12 protein-coding genes are annotated in these 15321 nt (G+C 63.8%); all 12 read left to right on the top strand.

Going from position 1 to position 15321, the window contains the following annotated elements:
- Window positions 1-265: 265 nt before the first annotated feature.
- The 12 genes from ACJ8IJ_RS02345 to ACJ8IJ_RS02290 all read left to right on the top strand — a co-directional run bounded on the left by ACJ8IJ_RS02345 (window position 266) and on the right by ACJ8IJ_RS02290 (window position 15244).
- Window positions 266-4027, top strand: a complete 3762-nt coding sequence (locus ACJ8IJ_RS02345) for a nitrate reductase subunit alpha (RefSeq protein WP_275094866.1) — start codon at window positions 266-268, stop codon at window positions 4025-4027.
- Window positions 4024-5568 carry a nitrate reductase subunit beta gene (gene narH / locus ACJ8IJ_RS02340; RefSeq protein WP_275094865.1) on the top strand — a complete coding sequence of 515 codons (1545 nt, stop codon included), beginning with the start codon at window positions 4024-4026 and terminating at the stop codon, window positions 5566-5568. The genes ACJ8IJ_RS02345 and narH overlap by 4 nt, the downstream gene beginning before the upstream one ends.
- The gene (gene narJ / locus ACJ8IJ_RS02335) at window positions 5565-6287 is read left to right on the top strand and encodes a nitrate reductase molybdenum cofactor assembly chaperone (RefSeq protein ID WP_442518229.1); all 723 of its coding nucleotides are present in this window, start codon (window positions 5565-5567) and stop codon (window positions 6285-6287) included. Before narH ends, narJ begins: the two co-directional genes overlap by 4 nt.
- Window positions 6288-6289: 2 nt before the next feature.
- A complete protein-coding gene (gene narI, locus ACJ8IJ_RS02330) occupies window positions 6290-6967 on the top strand; it encodes a respiratory nitrate reductase subunit gamma (RefSeq protein WP_442518228.1) in 678 nt (225 codons plus the stop codon).
- Window positions 6968-7240: 273 nt separating this feature from the next.
- Window positions 7241-8248: a 3-oxoacyl-[acyl-carrier-protein] synthase III C-terminal domain-containing protein gene (locus ACJ8IJ_RS02325; protein ID WP_049186257.1), complete on the top strand. Its 1008-nt coding sequence runs from the start codon at window positions 7241-7243 to the stop codon at window positions 8246-8248.
- Window positions 8245-9261, top strand: coding sequence for an NAD-dependent epimerase/dehydratase family protein (locus ACJ8IJ_RS02320; RefSeq protein WP_442518227.1), 1017 nt, complete (start codon window positions 8245-8247; stop codon window positions 9259-9261). The genes ACJ8IJ_RS02325 and ACJ8IJ_RS02320 overlap by 4 nt, the downstream gene beginning before the upstream one ends.
- Window positions 9254-10060: an MBL fold metallo-hydrolase gene (locus tag ACJ8IJ_RS02315; RefSeq protein ID WP_342577034.1), complete on the top strand. Its 807-nt coding sequence runs from the start codon at window positions 9254-9256 to the stop codon at window positions 10058-10060. Before ACJ8IJ_RS02320 ends, ACJ8IJ_RS02315 begins: the two co-directional genes overlap by 8 nt.
- On the top strand, window positions 10057-11343 hold the full coding sequence (locus tag ACJ8IJ_RS02310; protein ID WP_442518226.1) for a F390 synthetase-related protein: 1287 nt from the start codon (window positions 10057-10059) through the stop codon (window positions 11341-11343). The genes ACJ8IJ_RS02315 and ACJ8IJ_RS02310 overlap by 4 nt, the downstream gene beginning before the upstream one ends.
- A complete protein-coding gene (locus ACJ8IJ_RS02305; protein ID WP_049186252.1) occupies window positions 11340-11957 on the top strand; it encodes a phosphatase PAP2 family protein in 618 nt (205 codons plus the stop codon). The genes ACJ8IJ_RS02310 and ACJ8IJ_RS02305 overlap by 4 nt, the downstream gene beginning before the upstream one ends.
- Window positions 11954-13087 (top strand): sterol desaturase family protein, encoded by a 1134-nt coding sequence (locus tag ACJ8IJ_RS02300; protein WP_442518225.1) that lies wholly within the window; start codon window positions 11954-11956, stop codon window positions 13085-13087. Before ACJ8IJ_RS02305 ends, ACJ8IJ_RS02300 begins: the two co-directional genes overlap by 4 nt.
- Window positions 13080-14162: a fatty acid desaturase family protein gene (locus ACJ8IJ_RS02295; protein WP_442518224.1), complete on the top strand. Its 1083-nt coding sequence runs from the start codon at window positions 13080-13082 to the stop codon at window positions 14160-14162. The genes ACJ8IJ_RS02300 and ACJ8IJ_RS02295 overlap by 8 nt, the downstream gene beginning before the upstream one ends.
- Entirely contained in the window at window positions 14159-15244 is a 1086-nt protein-coding gene (locus ACJ8IJ_RS02290) for an acyl-CoA desaturase (protein ID WP_049186248.1), read from the top strand. Before ACJ8IJ_RS02295 ends, ACJ8IJ_RS02290 begins: the two co-directional genes overlap by 4 nt.
- Window positions 15245-15321: the final 77 nt, after the last annotated feature.

Here is a 15321-nt window from a genome sequence, read left to right as displayed (position 1 = left end):
GTCTCTCCCGCGTCCTACCCCCAAATACCCCGCCTTGCCTCCCTTCCGCCAGTCTTTGTCATGACAGCCTGTTTTATTCATTTAAATTCAATCGATTAACATCATCTCTCGCACCTATACTTTGGTGGTATTTCTCAGCCGACGCGCGCGGCGCCTCCCGCTTTCTCTTGATCGCAATCAATTTGCCGCCGCTTGGCCGTCAGTAGGCTGGCGGCAGATTGAGCATGTCTTCTTATAACGACAAGAGCCTTCAGGAGCATTCCGGATGAGCAAATTTTTAGACCGTTTCCGCTATTTCAAGCAGTTGGCGGAGCCTTTTTCTGGCGATCACGGCCAGACCTTGAACACCAACCGCGACTGGGAAGACGGCTACCGCAGCCGTTGGCAGCACGACAAAGTGGTGCGTTCCACCCACGGCGTGAACTGCACCGGTTCCTGCAGTTGGAAGATCTACGTGAAGAATGGCCTGGTGACCTGGGAAACCCAGCAAACCGACTACCCGCGCACCCGGCCCGATCTGCCCAACCATGAACCGCGCGGCTGCCCGCGCGGCGCCAGTTACTCCTGGTACCTGTACAGCGCCAACCGGCTGAAATACCCGCTGATGCGCAAGCGCCTGCTCAAGCTGTGGCGCGAAGCGAAAGCGCAGCACAGCGATCCGGTCGAAGCCTGGGGCTCTATCGTCGGCGATGCGGAAAAAGCCAAAAGCTACAAGGTGGCGCGCGGCCGCGGCGGTTTCGTCCGCTCCAGCTGGCAGGAGGTCAATGAACTGATCGCCGCCGCCAACGTCTACACCGCCAAAACCTTCGGCCCGGACCGCATTATCGGCTTCTCGCCGATCCCGGCGATGTCGATGGTGTCCTACGCCGCCGGCGCCCGCTACCTGTCGCTGATCGGCGGCGCCTGCCTGAGCTTCTACGACTGGTATTGCGATCTGCCGCCGGCTTCGCCGATGACCTGGGGCGAGCAGACCGACGTGCCGGAGTCCGCCGACTGGTATAACTCTTCTTACATTATCGCCTGGGGCTCTAACGTGCCGCAAACGCGTACCCCGGACGCCCACTTCTTTACCGAAGTGCGTTACAAGGGCACCAAAACCGTGGCGGTGACGCCGGACTATGCTGAAGTCGCCAAGCTGTGCGACCACTGGCTGAATCCGAAGCAGGGCACCGACAGCGCGATGGCGCTGGCGATGGGCCACGTGATGCTGAAAGAGTTCCATCTCGATCGCGAAGTCGGTTACTTCCGCGACTATGTGCGTCGTTATACCGATATGCCGATGCTGGTGCTGCTCGAGCCGCGTGAAGGCGGCCACTACGCCGCCGGCCGCCTGCTGCGCGCCGCCGATCTGGTGGACGGATTGGGCCAGGAAAACAATCCCGAATGGAAAACTGTCGCTATCGACAGCCGCAGCGGCGAGCTGGTGGCGCCGCAGGGCTCCATCGGTTTCCGCTGGGGCGAGAAGGGCAAGTGGAACCTGGAACAGCGCGAAGGCAAGGCGCAACAGGAAGTCGAGCTGCAACTCAGCCTGTTGGGCAGGCATGACGACGTCGCCGAGGTGGGTTTCCCGTACTTCGGCGGCGCCGACAGCGAGCATTTCAACAGCGTGGCGCTGGACGAGATCCTGCTGCACAAACTGCCGGTGAAACGCCTGCAGCTGGCGGACGGCAGCGAAGCGCTGGTGACCAGCGTGTACGATCTGACGCTGGCTAACTACGGCCTGGAGCGTGGGTTGGGCGACGCCAACTGCGCCGCCGACTATGACGAGGTCAAGGCTTACAGCCCGGCCTGGGCTGAGCAGATCACCGGCGTGTCGCGACACAACATCATCCGCATTGCCCGCGAATTCGCGCAAAACGCCGAGAAGACCCACGGCCGTTCGATGATCATCGTCGGCGCCGGCGTCAACCACTGGTATCACATGGACATGACCTACCGCGGCCTGATCAACATGCTGATCTTCTGCGGTTGCGTCGGCCAGAGCGGCGGCGGCTGGGCGCACTACGTCGGCCAGGAAAAACTGCGGCCGCAAACCGGCTGGCTGCCGCTGGCGTTCGGCCTCGACTGGCAGCGCCCGCCGCGCCACATGAACAGCACCTCGTTCTTCTACAACCATTCCAGCCAATGGCGCTATGAAACCGTTGGCACCGACGAGCTGCTGTCGCCGCTGGCGGACAAGTCGCGCTTCGGCGGCAGCCTGATCGACTTCAACGTGCGCGCCGAGCGCATGGGCTGGCTGCCGTCGGCGCCGCAGCTGGGCACTAACCCGCTGCGCCTGGCGGAGCAGGCCCGCGCGGCCGGCCAATCGCCGGTCGAATTTACCGTCGACAGCCTGAAGAACGGCGCGCTGGGCTTTGCCGCCGAGCAGCCGGACAATCCGCAGAACTTCCCGCGCAACCTGTTCGTCTGGCGCTCCAACCTGCTGGGCTCTTCCGGCAAGGGCCATGAGTACATGCTCAAATACCTGTTGGGCACCGAAAACGGCATTCAGGGCAAAGATCTCGGCCAGCAGGGCGGCGTGAAGCCGCAGGAAGTGGAATGGCGCGAGCAGGGCGGCGAAGGCAAGCTGGATCTGGTGGTGACGCTCGATTTCCGCATGTCGAGCACCTGCCTGTATTCCGACGTGGTGCTGCCGACCGCCACCTGGTACGAAAAAGACGACATGAACACCTCCGACATGCACCCGTTTATTCATCCGCTGTCGGCGGCGGTCGATCCGGCCTGGGACTCGAAGAGCGACTGGGAGATCTACAAAGGCATCGCCAAGGCCTTCTCCGAGGTGTGCGTCGGCCATCTGGGCCAGGAAACCGACGTGGTGACGCTGCCTATCCAGCACGATTCCGCCGCCGAACTGGCACAGCCTTACGGCGTGCAGGACTGGAAGAAAGGCGAATGCGATCTGATCCCGGGCAAAACCGCGCCGCACATCATCGCGGTGGAACGCGATTACCCGGCCACCTACGAGCGCTTCACCTCGCTGGGGCCGCTGTTGGACAAACTGGGCAACGGCGGCAAGGGCATCAGCTGGAACACCCAGACCGAGGTCGATTTCCTCAAGCAGCTTAACTACGTCAAGGCCGACGGCCCGGCGGCGGGGCGGCCGAAGATCGAGAGCGCGATAGACGCGGCGGAAGTGATCCTGTCGCTGGCGCCGGAAACCAACGGCCAGGTGGCGGTGAAAGCCTGGGAAGCGCTGAGCAACGTCACCGGCCGCGATCACCGGCATCTGGCGCTGAACAAGGAAGACGAGAAAATTCGCTTCCGCGACATTCAGGCGCAGCCGCGCAAAATTATCTCCAGCCCGACCTGGTCTGGCCTGGAGGATGAACACGTCTCCTATAACGCTTGCTACACCAACGTGCACGAGCTGATCCCGTGGCGCACGCTCAGCGGCCGCCAGCAGCTGTATCAGGATCACGAGTGGATGCGCGCCTTCGGCGAAAGCCTGCTGGCGTACAGGCCACCGATCGATACCCGCGCCGCCCAGCCGCTGCTCAACAGCAAGCCGAACGGCAACAAGGAGAAGGCGCTGAACTTCCTGACGCCGCACCAGAAGTGGGGTATCCACTCCACCTACAGCGACAACCTGCTGATGCTGACGCTGTCGCGCGGCGGCCCGATCGTCTGGCTGAGCGAAGACGACGCCAAAGATCTGGGCATCGCGGACAACGACTGGATCGAGGCCTTCAACGCCAACGGCGCGCTGACGGCGCGCGCGGTGGTCAGCCAGCGTATCCCGGCCGGCATGACCATGATGTACCACGCACAGGAGCGCATCGTGAATCTGCCGGGCTCGGAGATCACCAGCCAACGCGGCGGCATCCACAACTCGGTGACCCGCGCCTGTCCGAAGCCGACCCACATGATCGGCGGCTATGCGCAGCTGGCCTACGGCTTCAACTACTACGGCACCGTCGGCTCCAACCGCGACGAGTTCGTGGTGGTGCGCAAGATGAACCGCATTGATTGGTTGGACGATGAAGGCAACGACTACGCGCAGGGCAGTCAGCAGGAGAACCACAAATGAAAATTCGTTCGCAAGTCGGCATGGTGCTGAATCTGGACAAGTGCATCGGTTGCCACACCTGTTCGGTCACCTGCAAGAACGTCTGGACCAGCCGCGAAGGCATGGAATACGCCTGGTTCAACAACGTGGAAAGCAAACCCGGCGTCGGCTATCCGCACGCCTGGGAAGATCAGGAAAAATGGAAGGGCGGTTGGATCCGCAAAATCAACGGCAAGCTGGAGCCGCGCATGGGCAACCGCGTCGGCGTGCTGGCGAAAATCTTCGCCAACCCGGACGTGCCGGCGCTGGACGACTACTACGAGCCGTTCGATTACGACTATCAGCATCTGCACACCGCCAAACAGGGCAAGCACCAGCCGGTAGCACGCCCGCGCTCGCTGATCACCGGCCAGCGCATGAACAAGATCGAAAGCGGCCCGAACTGGGAAGAGATCCTCGGCGGGGAATTTGAAAAGCGCTCGCAGGACAAGAACTTCGATAACCTGCAGAAGGCGATGTACGGCCAGTTCGAAAACACCTTCATGATGTATTTGCCGCGCCTGTGCGAGCACTGCCTCAACCCGGCCTGCGTCGCCACCTGCCCGAGCGGGGCGATCTACAAGCGCGGCGAAGACGGCATCGTGCTGATCGATCAGGACAAGTGTCGCGGTTGGCGCATGTGTCTGACCGGCTGCCCGTACAAGAAAATCTACTTCAACTGGAAGAGCGGCAAGTCCGAGAAGTGCATCTTCTGCTACCCGCGCATCGAAGCCGGGCAGCCGACGGTGTGTTCGGAAACCTGCGTCGGCCGCATTCGCTACCTCGGCGTGCTGCTGTACGACGCCGATCGCATCGAGCAGGCGGCGGCGGTGGAGAGCGACAAGGATCTGTACCAGAGCCAGCTCGATATCTTCCTCGATCCGCATGACCCGGCGGTGATCGCTCAGGCGCTGGCGGACGGCGTGCCGCAGGGCGTCATTGAAGCCGCTCAGCAGTCGCCGGTGTACAAAATGGCGATGGACTGGAAGTTGGCGCTGCCGCTGCATCCGGAATACCGCACGCTGCCGATGGTGTGGTACGTGCCGCCATTGTCGCCGATTCAGTCCGCCGCCGACGCCGGCGAGCTGGCGCACAGCGGCGTATTGCCGGACGTCGAGAGCCTGCGCATCCCGGTGCAGTATCTGGCGAACCTGCTGACCGCCGGCGATACCGAACCGGTACTGTTGGCGCTGAAGCGCATGCTGGCGATGCGCCATTACAAACGGGCGGAAACCGTCGACGGCGTGGTCGACACCAGCGCGCTGGAGCAGGTTGGGTTAAGCGAAGCGCAGGCGCAGGAAATGTATCGCTACCTGGCGATCGCCAACTATGAAGATCGCTTCGTGGTGCCGTCGAGCCACCGCGAGCTGGCGCGTGAAGCCTTCCCGGAAAGCAAAGGCTGCGGTTTCAGCTTCGGCGACGGCTGCCACGGCAGCGACGGCAAGTTCAACCTGTTCAACAGCCGCCGCATTGACGCCATCGACGTGACCGCGAAAACCGCGCGGCCGGAGGATGCCTCATGATCAGCCTGAAAGTGATCGCCCGCCTGCTGGATTACCCGGAGCAGGCGCTGTTTGACCATCAGCAGGCGCTGATCGAAGCATTGGAGCCGGCCAGCGAGCTGGATCTGCACCACAGCGCGCAGCTGATTCTGTTTATCCGCCGCCTGTGCGCGCGCCCGTTGCTGGACGCGCAGGCTGATTATTGCGAACTGTTCGATCGCGGCCGCGCCACCTCGCTGCTGCTGTTTGAACACGTGCACGGCGAATCGCGCGATCGCGGCCAGGCGATGGTTGACCTGATGGCGCAGTACCGCACCGCCGGGCTGGAGATCGACAGCCGCGAGCTGCCGGATTTCCTGCCGCTGTACCTGGAGTATTTGGCCAGCCGCAACGCGGCGCAGGCGCGCGAAGGGCTGCAGGACATCGCGCCGATCCTGGCGCTGCTGGGCGCGCGCCTGCAGCAGCGTGAAAGCCCGTATGCGGTGCTGTTCGATTTGCTGCTGGCGTTGTCCGGCAGCGAGGCGCAGGCGCAGGCCCTGGAGACGCAGGTGGCGCAAGAGGCGCGCGACGATACGCCGCAGGCGCTGGATGCGGTGTGGGAAGAGGAGCAGGTCAAGTTTCTTGGTGAACAGGGCTGCGCCTCCGCCCAGCAGACGGCGCACCAGCGGCGCTTCGCCGGCGCGGTGGCGCCACAGTATCTGGACCTGACGGATGCGTTAACCGGAACCAAAGGACGCTAATCATGCAATTTTTGAATCAGTTCTTCTTCGACATCTACCCTTATCTGGCCGGTGCGGTGTTCCTGATCGGCAGCTGGCTGCGCTACGACTACGGGCAATACAGCTGGCGCGCCGGCTCCAGCCAGATGCTGGATAAAAAAGGCATGCGGCTGGCGTCCAACCTGTTCCACATCGGCATTATCGGCATCCTCGCGGGCCATTTCCTCGGCATGCTGACGCCGCACTGGATGTATGAGGCCTTTCTGCCGATCGACGTGAAGCAGAAGCTGGCGATGATCGCCGGCGGCGCCTGCGGCCTGATGACGCTGATCGGCGGCGCGCTGTTGCTCAAACGCCGGTTGACCAACCCGCGGGTGCGCGCCACCAGCAGCTTCGCCGACATCCTGATCCTGACGTTGCTGGTGGTGCAGGTGTGTCTGGGGCTGCTGACCATTCCGTTCTCCGCCCAGCATATGGACGGCAGCGAAATGATGAAGCTGGTGGCCTGGGCGCAGGCGGTCGTGACCTTCCACGCCGGCGCCTCTGCGCACCTGGAAGGGGTGGCGCTTATCTTCAAGCTGCACATGGTGCTGGGCATGACGCTGTTCGTGCTGTTCCCGTTCTGCCGCCTGGTGCATATCTGGAGTGCGCCGGTGGAATACCTGACCCGCCGTTACCAGCTGGTGCGCAACCGCCGTTGAGCCTGACCTCGCCGCCGCTGATCGCCAGCGGCGGCGCTATTCCGATAATTTGCCCGCCGTCTGCCCATTCTCCCCGCCTTGTCGTAAACTGAATATCTCAGTCATGTTACGCTTATGCTTGCGCCGACGGACGTCGGCCCGTGGTAGCCGATAACAAGAGATACCGCCTTGATGAAAGGCATTTTGGGATATAAAAACCGGGGATGATCCGCGTGGCCTTCGCGTCGTGCGGGAGAATCGCTTTATGGATAGTCAGGTTAATCAATAACAATAATGACCACTCAATTTCGTTCACCCGAGCCGCTGCCTCTGAAAATCATAGCCACCGGGGCCGCGTTGCCGCCCAACCGCGTGGCTTCTTCTACGCTCGATGCTCGTCTGGGGAAACCGGCCGGCTACGTTGAAAAACGCTCGGGCATCGTTTACCGCTATCACGCCGCCGACGATGCCAGCCAGGCCGAACTCGCCGCCGCCGCGCTGCAAGATGCGCTGGCTCGCAGCGCCCTCCCGGCAGCCTCCATTGACCTGCTGATCTCCGCCTCGGCGATTTCGGTGCAGGCGCTGCCGTGCACCGCCGCGCATATTCTCAAGGTGGCGGGGCTGGCGCCGGGCACGCCGGGCTTCGACATCAACAGCAGCTGCGTCAGCTTTATCTCTGCGCTGCAGGTGGCGGCGGGGCTGCTGAACGCCGGGACGTATCGACGCATCGCCATCGTCTCGGCCGATCTCGCTTCACGCGGCATCGACTGGCAGCACGAAGAGTCGTCGCTGATCTTCGGCGACGGCGCGGCCTGCGCCATCGTGGAACGCGGCGACGGCGCCAGCGGCATCCTCGCCAGCCTGGTGGAGACCTATCCCGCCGGCAGCGAACTGTGCGAAATCCGCGCCGGCGGCACGCGGCGCAACCCGCGCGCCGGCATGTGCGAGCAAGACTTCCTGTTTCATATGCAGGGCAAGCCGCTGTTCCGCCAGGCGTCGGCGCTGATTGAGGATTACCTCGACCGGCTGTTGAGCGCCAGCGGCTTGACCCTGGCGCAGATCGCCACCGTGGTGCCGCATCAGGCCAGTCATCTGTCGCTCGAACATATGCGCAAGCGGCTGCACGTCTCCAGCGAGGCGCTGGTGGATATCTACCGCCATCATGGCAATCAGGTGGCGGCGTCGATTCCGACGGCGCTGCATGCCGCCGTGACCACCGGGCGCTTCAATCCCGGCCAGCCGGTGATGCTGATCGGCACCGCCGCCGGGCTGGCGCTGGCCGGCATGGTGTTGCTGCCATGAGGGTGCTGGTCACCGGGGCGACCAGCGGGCTGGGACGCAACGCGGCGCAGTGGCTGCTGGAGGCCGGACATCAGGTGCGCGCCACCGGCCGCGACGAGCGGGCCGGCGCAGCGTTGCGTCGGCTGGGCGCCGAGTTTTGCGCGCTCGATCTGGCGCAGGCCACGCCGCAGCAGTGTCGGGAGCTGGTGACCGGCTGCGAATGGGTCTGGCACTGCGCGGCCAAGTCTTCACCCTGGGGCGGCAAAGCGGAGTTTCACCGCATCAACGCCGCGGCGACGGAGAGGCTGGCGGAGGCGGCGGGGCGCTGCGGCGTGCGGCGCTTTGTGCATATCTCCACGCCGGCAATCTACTTCGATTTTCAGCCGCATTACGATCTTGACGAAGGTTACCGCGCCCGGCGCTTCGCCAATCACTATGCCGCCAGCAAGTATGCGGCTGAACAACGCCTGTTGGCGCAGGCGAAGACCTACCCGCAAACCACCTACATTATGCTGCGGCCGCGCGGCCTGTTTGGCCCGCACGATCGGGTGATCGTGCCGCGGCTGTTGCAGCAGCTCGAACGCGATCGCGGCGTGCTGCGGCTGCCCGGCGGCGGGCAAGCGCTGCTGGACCTGACCTTCGCCCCCAACGTGGTGCACGCGATGGACCTGGCCAGCCGGCAGCGCGGGTTGCCGTCCGGCGCCGTTTACAACATTACCAATCACCAGCCGCAGCGGCTGGCGGAGATGCTGGATGCGCTGCTGCGTCAGGAACTGGGGCTGCACTACCGGCTGCAGGCCGTGCCCTATCCGCTGCTGCATACGCTGGCCGGCGGCATGGAGCTGTGGGCGACGCTGAGCGGCAAGGAACCGCTGCTGACACGCTACAGCGTGGCGGCGGTGCATTTTGACATGACGCTGAGCCAGACCCGTGCGATCGAAGAGCTGGGCTATCAGCCGCGTTATTCGATGGAAGAGGGCATTCGCCTGACCGGCGAGTGGCTGCGGCGGCAAGGAGGCATACAGCATGGCTAAGGTCACCGTTTTTGAAGTGGGTTACTGCACGCATATCGGCTGCATGGCGCTGCGCGGCGCCGGGTTCCGGGTGTGCAAATTCCCGGCGCGTGCCTATCTGCTGGAGGTGGGAGAGCGGCGCTGGCTGTGGGATACCGGCTACGCGCATTATTTTCAGCAGCACACGCAGGCGGGGCTGTTCAGCCTGTATCGCCGCATGACGCCGGTCTATTTCGATCCCGCCGAGTCGTTGGCGCATCAGCTGCGCGCCGCCGGTTACGCCGAGGGGGATATTCAGACGCTGATCGTCTCGCATTTTCACGCCGATCACATCGCCGGGCTGCAGGATTTCAGCCAACTCGACTTTATTTGCTCCGGCGAAGGCTGGCAGCAAACCCGCGGGCTGCGCGGTTTCGCGGCGCTGAAGCGCGCCTTTATTCCCGGCCTGATCCCGGCGGATTTCGAGAGCAACCTGCAGTTTATGGAAGCTTTTCCCTCGGTGGCGTTGCCTGCGCTGCTGGCGCCGTTCGAGCGCGGCTATGCGCTGCCGGGCAGCGAAGGGCAGATCGTGCTGGTGCCGCTGCCGGGGCATGCGGCCGGCCATATCGGCGCCTTTATTCTCACCGATGCCGGCTGGACGCTGCTGGCCAGCGACGCCGCCTGGTCGCCGCAGAGTTACCAGACGCTGCGCGGGCCTTCACGCCTGGCCAATCTGGTGATGGACGACTCGGTGGCGTACACCCGCACGCTGGAGCGGCTCAACCAGCTGTGGGCGGGCGGCCAGGTCAACATTTTGCTGTGCCACGAGGGGGACCTGTGATCCCGTTTATGACCCTTTGGCACTATTTCCGCGCCCGGCGTCTGCGCTTTAGCGATCGTGCGGCGCTGGAGGCGCATCAGGCCCGGCAGCTCGCGGGCTTCGCCCGTCGGGTGCTGAGCAAGAGCCCCTATTTTCAACGCTTCAGTCGCCGGCCGTTCGCCGAATGGCCGCAGATGGACAAGGCGCTGATGATGGCGCAGTTCGACCGGATGAACACCGCCGGGCTGCAGCGCGATGCGGTGCTGGCCTGCGCGCAGCGCAGCGAGGCGGATCGCGATTTCACGCCGAAGATTGGGCGCTACAGCGTTGGATTGTCGTCCGGCACCTCCGGGCAGCGCGGCGTGTTTGTCGTCAGCCCGCGCGAACAGCAGGTGTGGGCCGGCGGCATGCTGGCGAAGATGCTGCCGGACGGTCTGTTGGCCGGCGAGCGCGTTGCGCTGTTTCTGCGGGCGGACAATAATCTCTATCACAGCGTGAACAACCGTTGGCTGAGCCTGGCGTTTTACGATCTGCTTGCACCGTTCAGCGAGCATTTGCCCGCATTGGAACGGCAGGCGCCCAGCATCATCGTGGCGCCGGCGCAGGTGCTGCGCGCCTTGGCGCTGGCGGTGCTGGCCGGGCAGGTGAAGTTGCCGGTCAAAAAAGCGATCTCGGTGGCCGAGGTGCTTGAAGAGCAGGACCGCCGCCTGCTGCTGCAGGTATTTCCGGCGGTCGGCGAAGTGTATCAGGCCACCGAAGGATTTCTTGCCGCGACTTGCGCGCACGGTACGCTGCATCTGAACGAAGAGTTTTTGCATATCGAACCGCAGTGGATCGACGAACTGCGTTTTACGCCGTTGATCACCGACTTTACCCGCAGCACGCAGCCGATCGTGCGTTATCGGCTGGACGATGTATTGGTGCTGCGCAAGGAACCCTGCCCGTGCGGGCAGCCGACGCGGGCGATCGCCCGTATCGAGGGGCGGCGCGACGATCAACTGATGCTGCCCGATGCGCAGCGGCAACCGCAGGCGGTGTTCGCCGATGCCTGCAGCCGAACGATCGCCAATGCGTTGCCGCTGAGCAGCGATTACCGCCTGATCCAGCGCGGCGAACGGCGGTTGGAATTGATTGCCGATTGCAGCCCGGCGGCGTTGGCGCATTGTCAGGCGCAGCTGATCGCGCTGTTCGCTCGCCAGGGCATCGCCACCGAGCGCCTCGAATGGCGGTTGACGGCACAGGCGGTGCTGCCGCAGTTCGATCGCAAGCGGCGGCGCATCGTGCGCCAGGCGGAGGAAGCATGAAAAATACGCTGTTCAGACTAGGGCACATGTTGCTCGGCTGGGGGACGGTCGGGGTGGTGTATAGTCTGACCGATCGCCTGCAGGGGGCGGGAACCCTGTTGCCGCCGTCGGCGCTTGACCGGGCGATCCCGTTCAACCCGGCGGCCATCTGGCTCTACCTGTCGTTCTTCCTCATTGTCCCGGCGGGCTATCTGCTGGCGCCGCTGCCGCGGATCACATGGCTGACGCGGGCGATGCAGCTCACCGCGCTGGGCGCCGGGGCGGTTTACCTGCTGTGGCCGACCACCATGGCCTATCCACAGAACGATGGCGTCGGGATCAGCGCGCAGCTGCTGGCGGCGTTAACCCAGGTGGATTCGCCGCAGAACTGCCTGCCTTCGTTGCATATGGCGCTGACGGTGCTGGCGGTGTGGGCGCTGAGCGACGGCGAGCGCAAAGTGCGCACGGCGTTGTGGATGCTGTGGGGTGCGGCGATCGCGTTCTCGATTCTGCAACTGCGCCGCCATTTGTTTGTCGATTTGGCCGGCGGCGCGCTGCTGGCGCTGTTCGCCGGCTGGCTGGCCCTGCGTATGAACACCCTGCGCCGGCGCGTGGTTAAAGGAGAAATGGGATGAGCGATCTGGCGTTGCCGATAGTGTTCATGCTGTTCATCGTGGTGGCCGAGGCGGTGGCGCTGCAGTGGGGGCGTCGCGAGCCGGTCAACTGGCACGATCTGGTGTTCAACCTGAATTCCGGCCATATCATGCTGTGGCTGTTCCGCGGGTTGGAGATCACCTGCTACGGCTACGTGGCCGCGCATTTCAGCCTGGGGCTGCTGGATGCCTGGCCGCCGCTGCTGATGTGGCTGTTCGCCCTGCTGGCGTGGGACTTCGGTTTCTACTGGCTGCACCGTCTGCACCATCGTTTCCGCCTGCTGTGGGCGGTGCACGTGGTGCACCATCAGGGCGAGCACTTTAATCTGTCGCTGGGGGTGCGCAACTCCTGGTATTCGTCGCTGACGTCGATCCCGTTCTTTTTGCTGCTGGCGCTGGCGGGGGTGCCGCTGTCGGTGTTCGTTGCGGTCTCTATTTTTCATTACAGCATTCAGCTGTTTAACCACAATGCGCTGACGCCGAAGCTCGGCGTGCTGGAAAAAATCCTGGTCACGCCGGCGCATCACCGGGTGCATCACGTCAAGGACATGGCCTATTCCAATAAGAACTTCGGCGGCAGCTTTATCTTCTGGGACAAACTGTTCGGCACCTTCTGCCCGGCATTGCCGAGCACGCCGTTCAGCTACGGCGTCGGCGGCGACACGCCGTCCGCCAACCCGTTCTGGGCGAGCAATCTGCCGTTCCTGCGCTATTTGCGCCTGGCATGGCGCCCGGCGCCGGGCCGGCCACGCGACCGCCGTTCGGCGCTCAGCGTCTTCAGCGGCGCCATGCTGTTGTTCTCGCTGGTGGTCGGTTACGTCTACCAATACGGTTACGGCTATAGCGACATCAGTTGGCCGCAAATGGCGCTGTTGGCGCTGCTGGCGTTGGGATCGGTGGCGCTGGGCGGCATGACGGAAGGGCGGCCGTGGGCGATCGCCGTCTGGTTGCTGGTCGCGTTGGGCATGCCGCTGCTGTTTATCGGCTATCTCGGCTGGCCGCAGCGCTATTGGCATATCGCCATGGCCGCCGTGGCGTTGCATGCCCTGTGCGTCGCATTGGGCTGGGGAAGAGTAGCCGCACCGGCCGCCGTGGAGGAACCGCATGGCTGAATCACTGCCGCCGCTGCGTTTTCCCGCCGATGGCGAACAGGCATTCCACCGCGATCTCAAACGTGCGGCGCATGCCTGCCTGGCGGGCGACCATCGCTATGCCGATGCCGCGCGGTTGGCCAAGGCCGCGCTGTTGCTGGTGTTGTGCGTCGGGTTTTACGCGCTGAGCCTGCTGCAGCATCAGCCCTGGGCGTTTTTCCTCTGCTATTTCCTGTTCGTGACCATGGGCATGCTGCTCAATGTCAACGTCAACCATGATGCTTCGCATAACGCCTTCTTGCGCGCGCCCTGGGCCAATCGGCTGGTGGGGCGGTTGGTGACGCTGCCGCTGGGCGTCGATCCGGACTACTGGCGCACGCGGCATGTGGATTACCACCACGTTTACGCCAACGTCGAACATTACGATCTGGATACCGAAGAGAACGGCTTTTTCCGCCAGACACCGTTCCAGCGCTGGCGACCGCATATGCGTTATCAGCATCTGTACTGGCCGCTGATCGCTGCGCTCTCGCTGCCCTATATCGCCTGGATTTTCGATTGGTCCGATCGGCTCGATAAAACGCCGCTGCGGGAAAAACGCGTGCTGGCGGGGCGCGGCGGTTGGGCGCTGTTCGTGCTGTGCAAGCTCGCGCATCTGGCGCTGGTGCTGGTGGCGCCGCTGGTCGTGGGCCACTTGCACGGCATCGGCTGGGGCTGGGTGTTGCTGGCCTACGCGCTCAGCCAGATGTGCGCCTCGCTGCTGGTGGTGTTCTTGCTGCTGGGCACCCATTGGGCGCAGGCCGAGTTTTACCCGGCGCCGACGGGCGGCAGCATGCCGCAAGGCTGGTATCGGCACAATTTCGCCACCGCCTGCGACTGGCAGCCCGAACCGCGCTGGCTGGAGCACCTGACCGGCGGGCTGAACTATCACCTGACGCATCACCTGTTCCCCGGCTGGAATCATCGCCACTACCCGGCTCTGGCTGCTGCGGTGGCGGAGGTGGCGCAGCGGCACGGCATGGCGTACCGCTGCATCGGCTATCGCGAACTGCTGGCGCAGCAACAGCGCTTCTTGCGCCTTATGGGACAGCCATGAAACCGCTGCGTCCGTTAGCCTATCGGCGCGACGACAACGGGTTGCACCGCGCGCTGATGCAGGCCGCCCAGCATTATCTGGCGGCCAACGGCGATCACCGTTTCGCCGACGGCGGCATGCTGGCGAAGGTGGCGCTGCTGCTGGCGCTGTGCGGTCTGTGTTACGGGCTGAGCCTGCAGCAGCATAACGGCTGGGCGTTTTTCGCCTGCTATTTCGGTTTTATCTTTATCGGCATGTTCCTGACGGTGAACGTGGTGCACGATGCCTCGCACAACGCATTTTTCCGTCGCCCCTGGGCCAACCGCGGGTTGAACGCCCTGGTGAGCGTGCCACTGGGGTTGGATCCCGACTGCTGGCGCGTGCGGCATGTGTTGTTCCACCATGCCCATAACAACATCGAACATTACGATCCCGACATCGACGCCAACGGCGTGCTGCGGCAAACGCCGTTCCAGCGCTGGCGGCCCTTTATGCGCGCGCAGCGTTACTATTGGCCGCTGGTGGCGGCGCTGACTTTTCCGTACTACATCTGGCTGTTCGACTGGCTGGACAGGGCGGGCCGCACCCGCGTGGCGGCGCGCATGGCGCAGCAGGGCGTGCGTGGCTGGATCGGGTTTCTGGCGGGGAAGGCGGCGCACCTGCTGCTGGCGCTGGCGATCCCGTGCTGGCTGCTGCCGCCGGCTATCGGCATCGGGCAAATCCTGCTGGTCTATTTGCTGAGCCAGATGCTTTCTTCACTGCTGTTCGTGATGCTCATCATCGGCACTCACTGGGCCAAGGCCAACTTCTACCAGGCGCCAGAACAAGGCGCAATGCCGCACGGCTGGTATCATCATGTGTTCGCCACTACCTTCGACTGGCTGACCCGGCCGCGCTGGCTGGGGTACTGGCTCGGCGGGGCGAATCTGCATTTGACGCATCATCTGTTCCCGCACTGGAGCCACCGCCATTACCCGGCGCTGAGCCGCATTATCGGCGAGGTGGCGCCGCGTTTCGGCATCGACTACCGCCTGCTGGAGTTGGAGGAGCTGTTGCGCCTGCAGCAGCGTTTCCTCAGCGCGATGGGGCGCAAGCCGCACTAGCGTTGCATGCGGGTTATGCGAGGCGTTACGCAGTTCACTAATTGAACGATATTTACCCTTCCAGTAGACTTTCCCCC

Source organism: Serratia sp. CY40230 (assembly GCF_052168835.1).
Taxonomy (GTDB): Bacteria; Pseudomonadota; Gammaproteobacteria; order Enterobacterales; family Enterobacteriaceae; genus Serratia; species Serratia nematodiphila.
The sequence above is the reverse complement of the archived record's forward strand: the minus strand, read 5'-3'. Positions and strand labels throughout refer to the sequence as shown.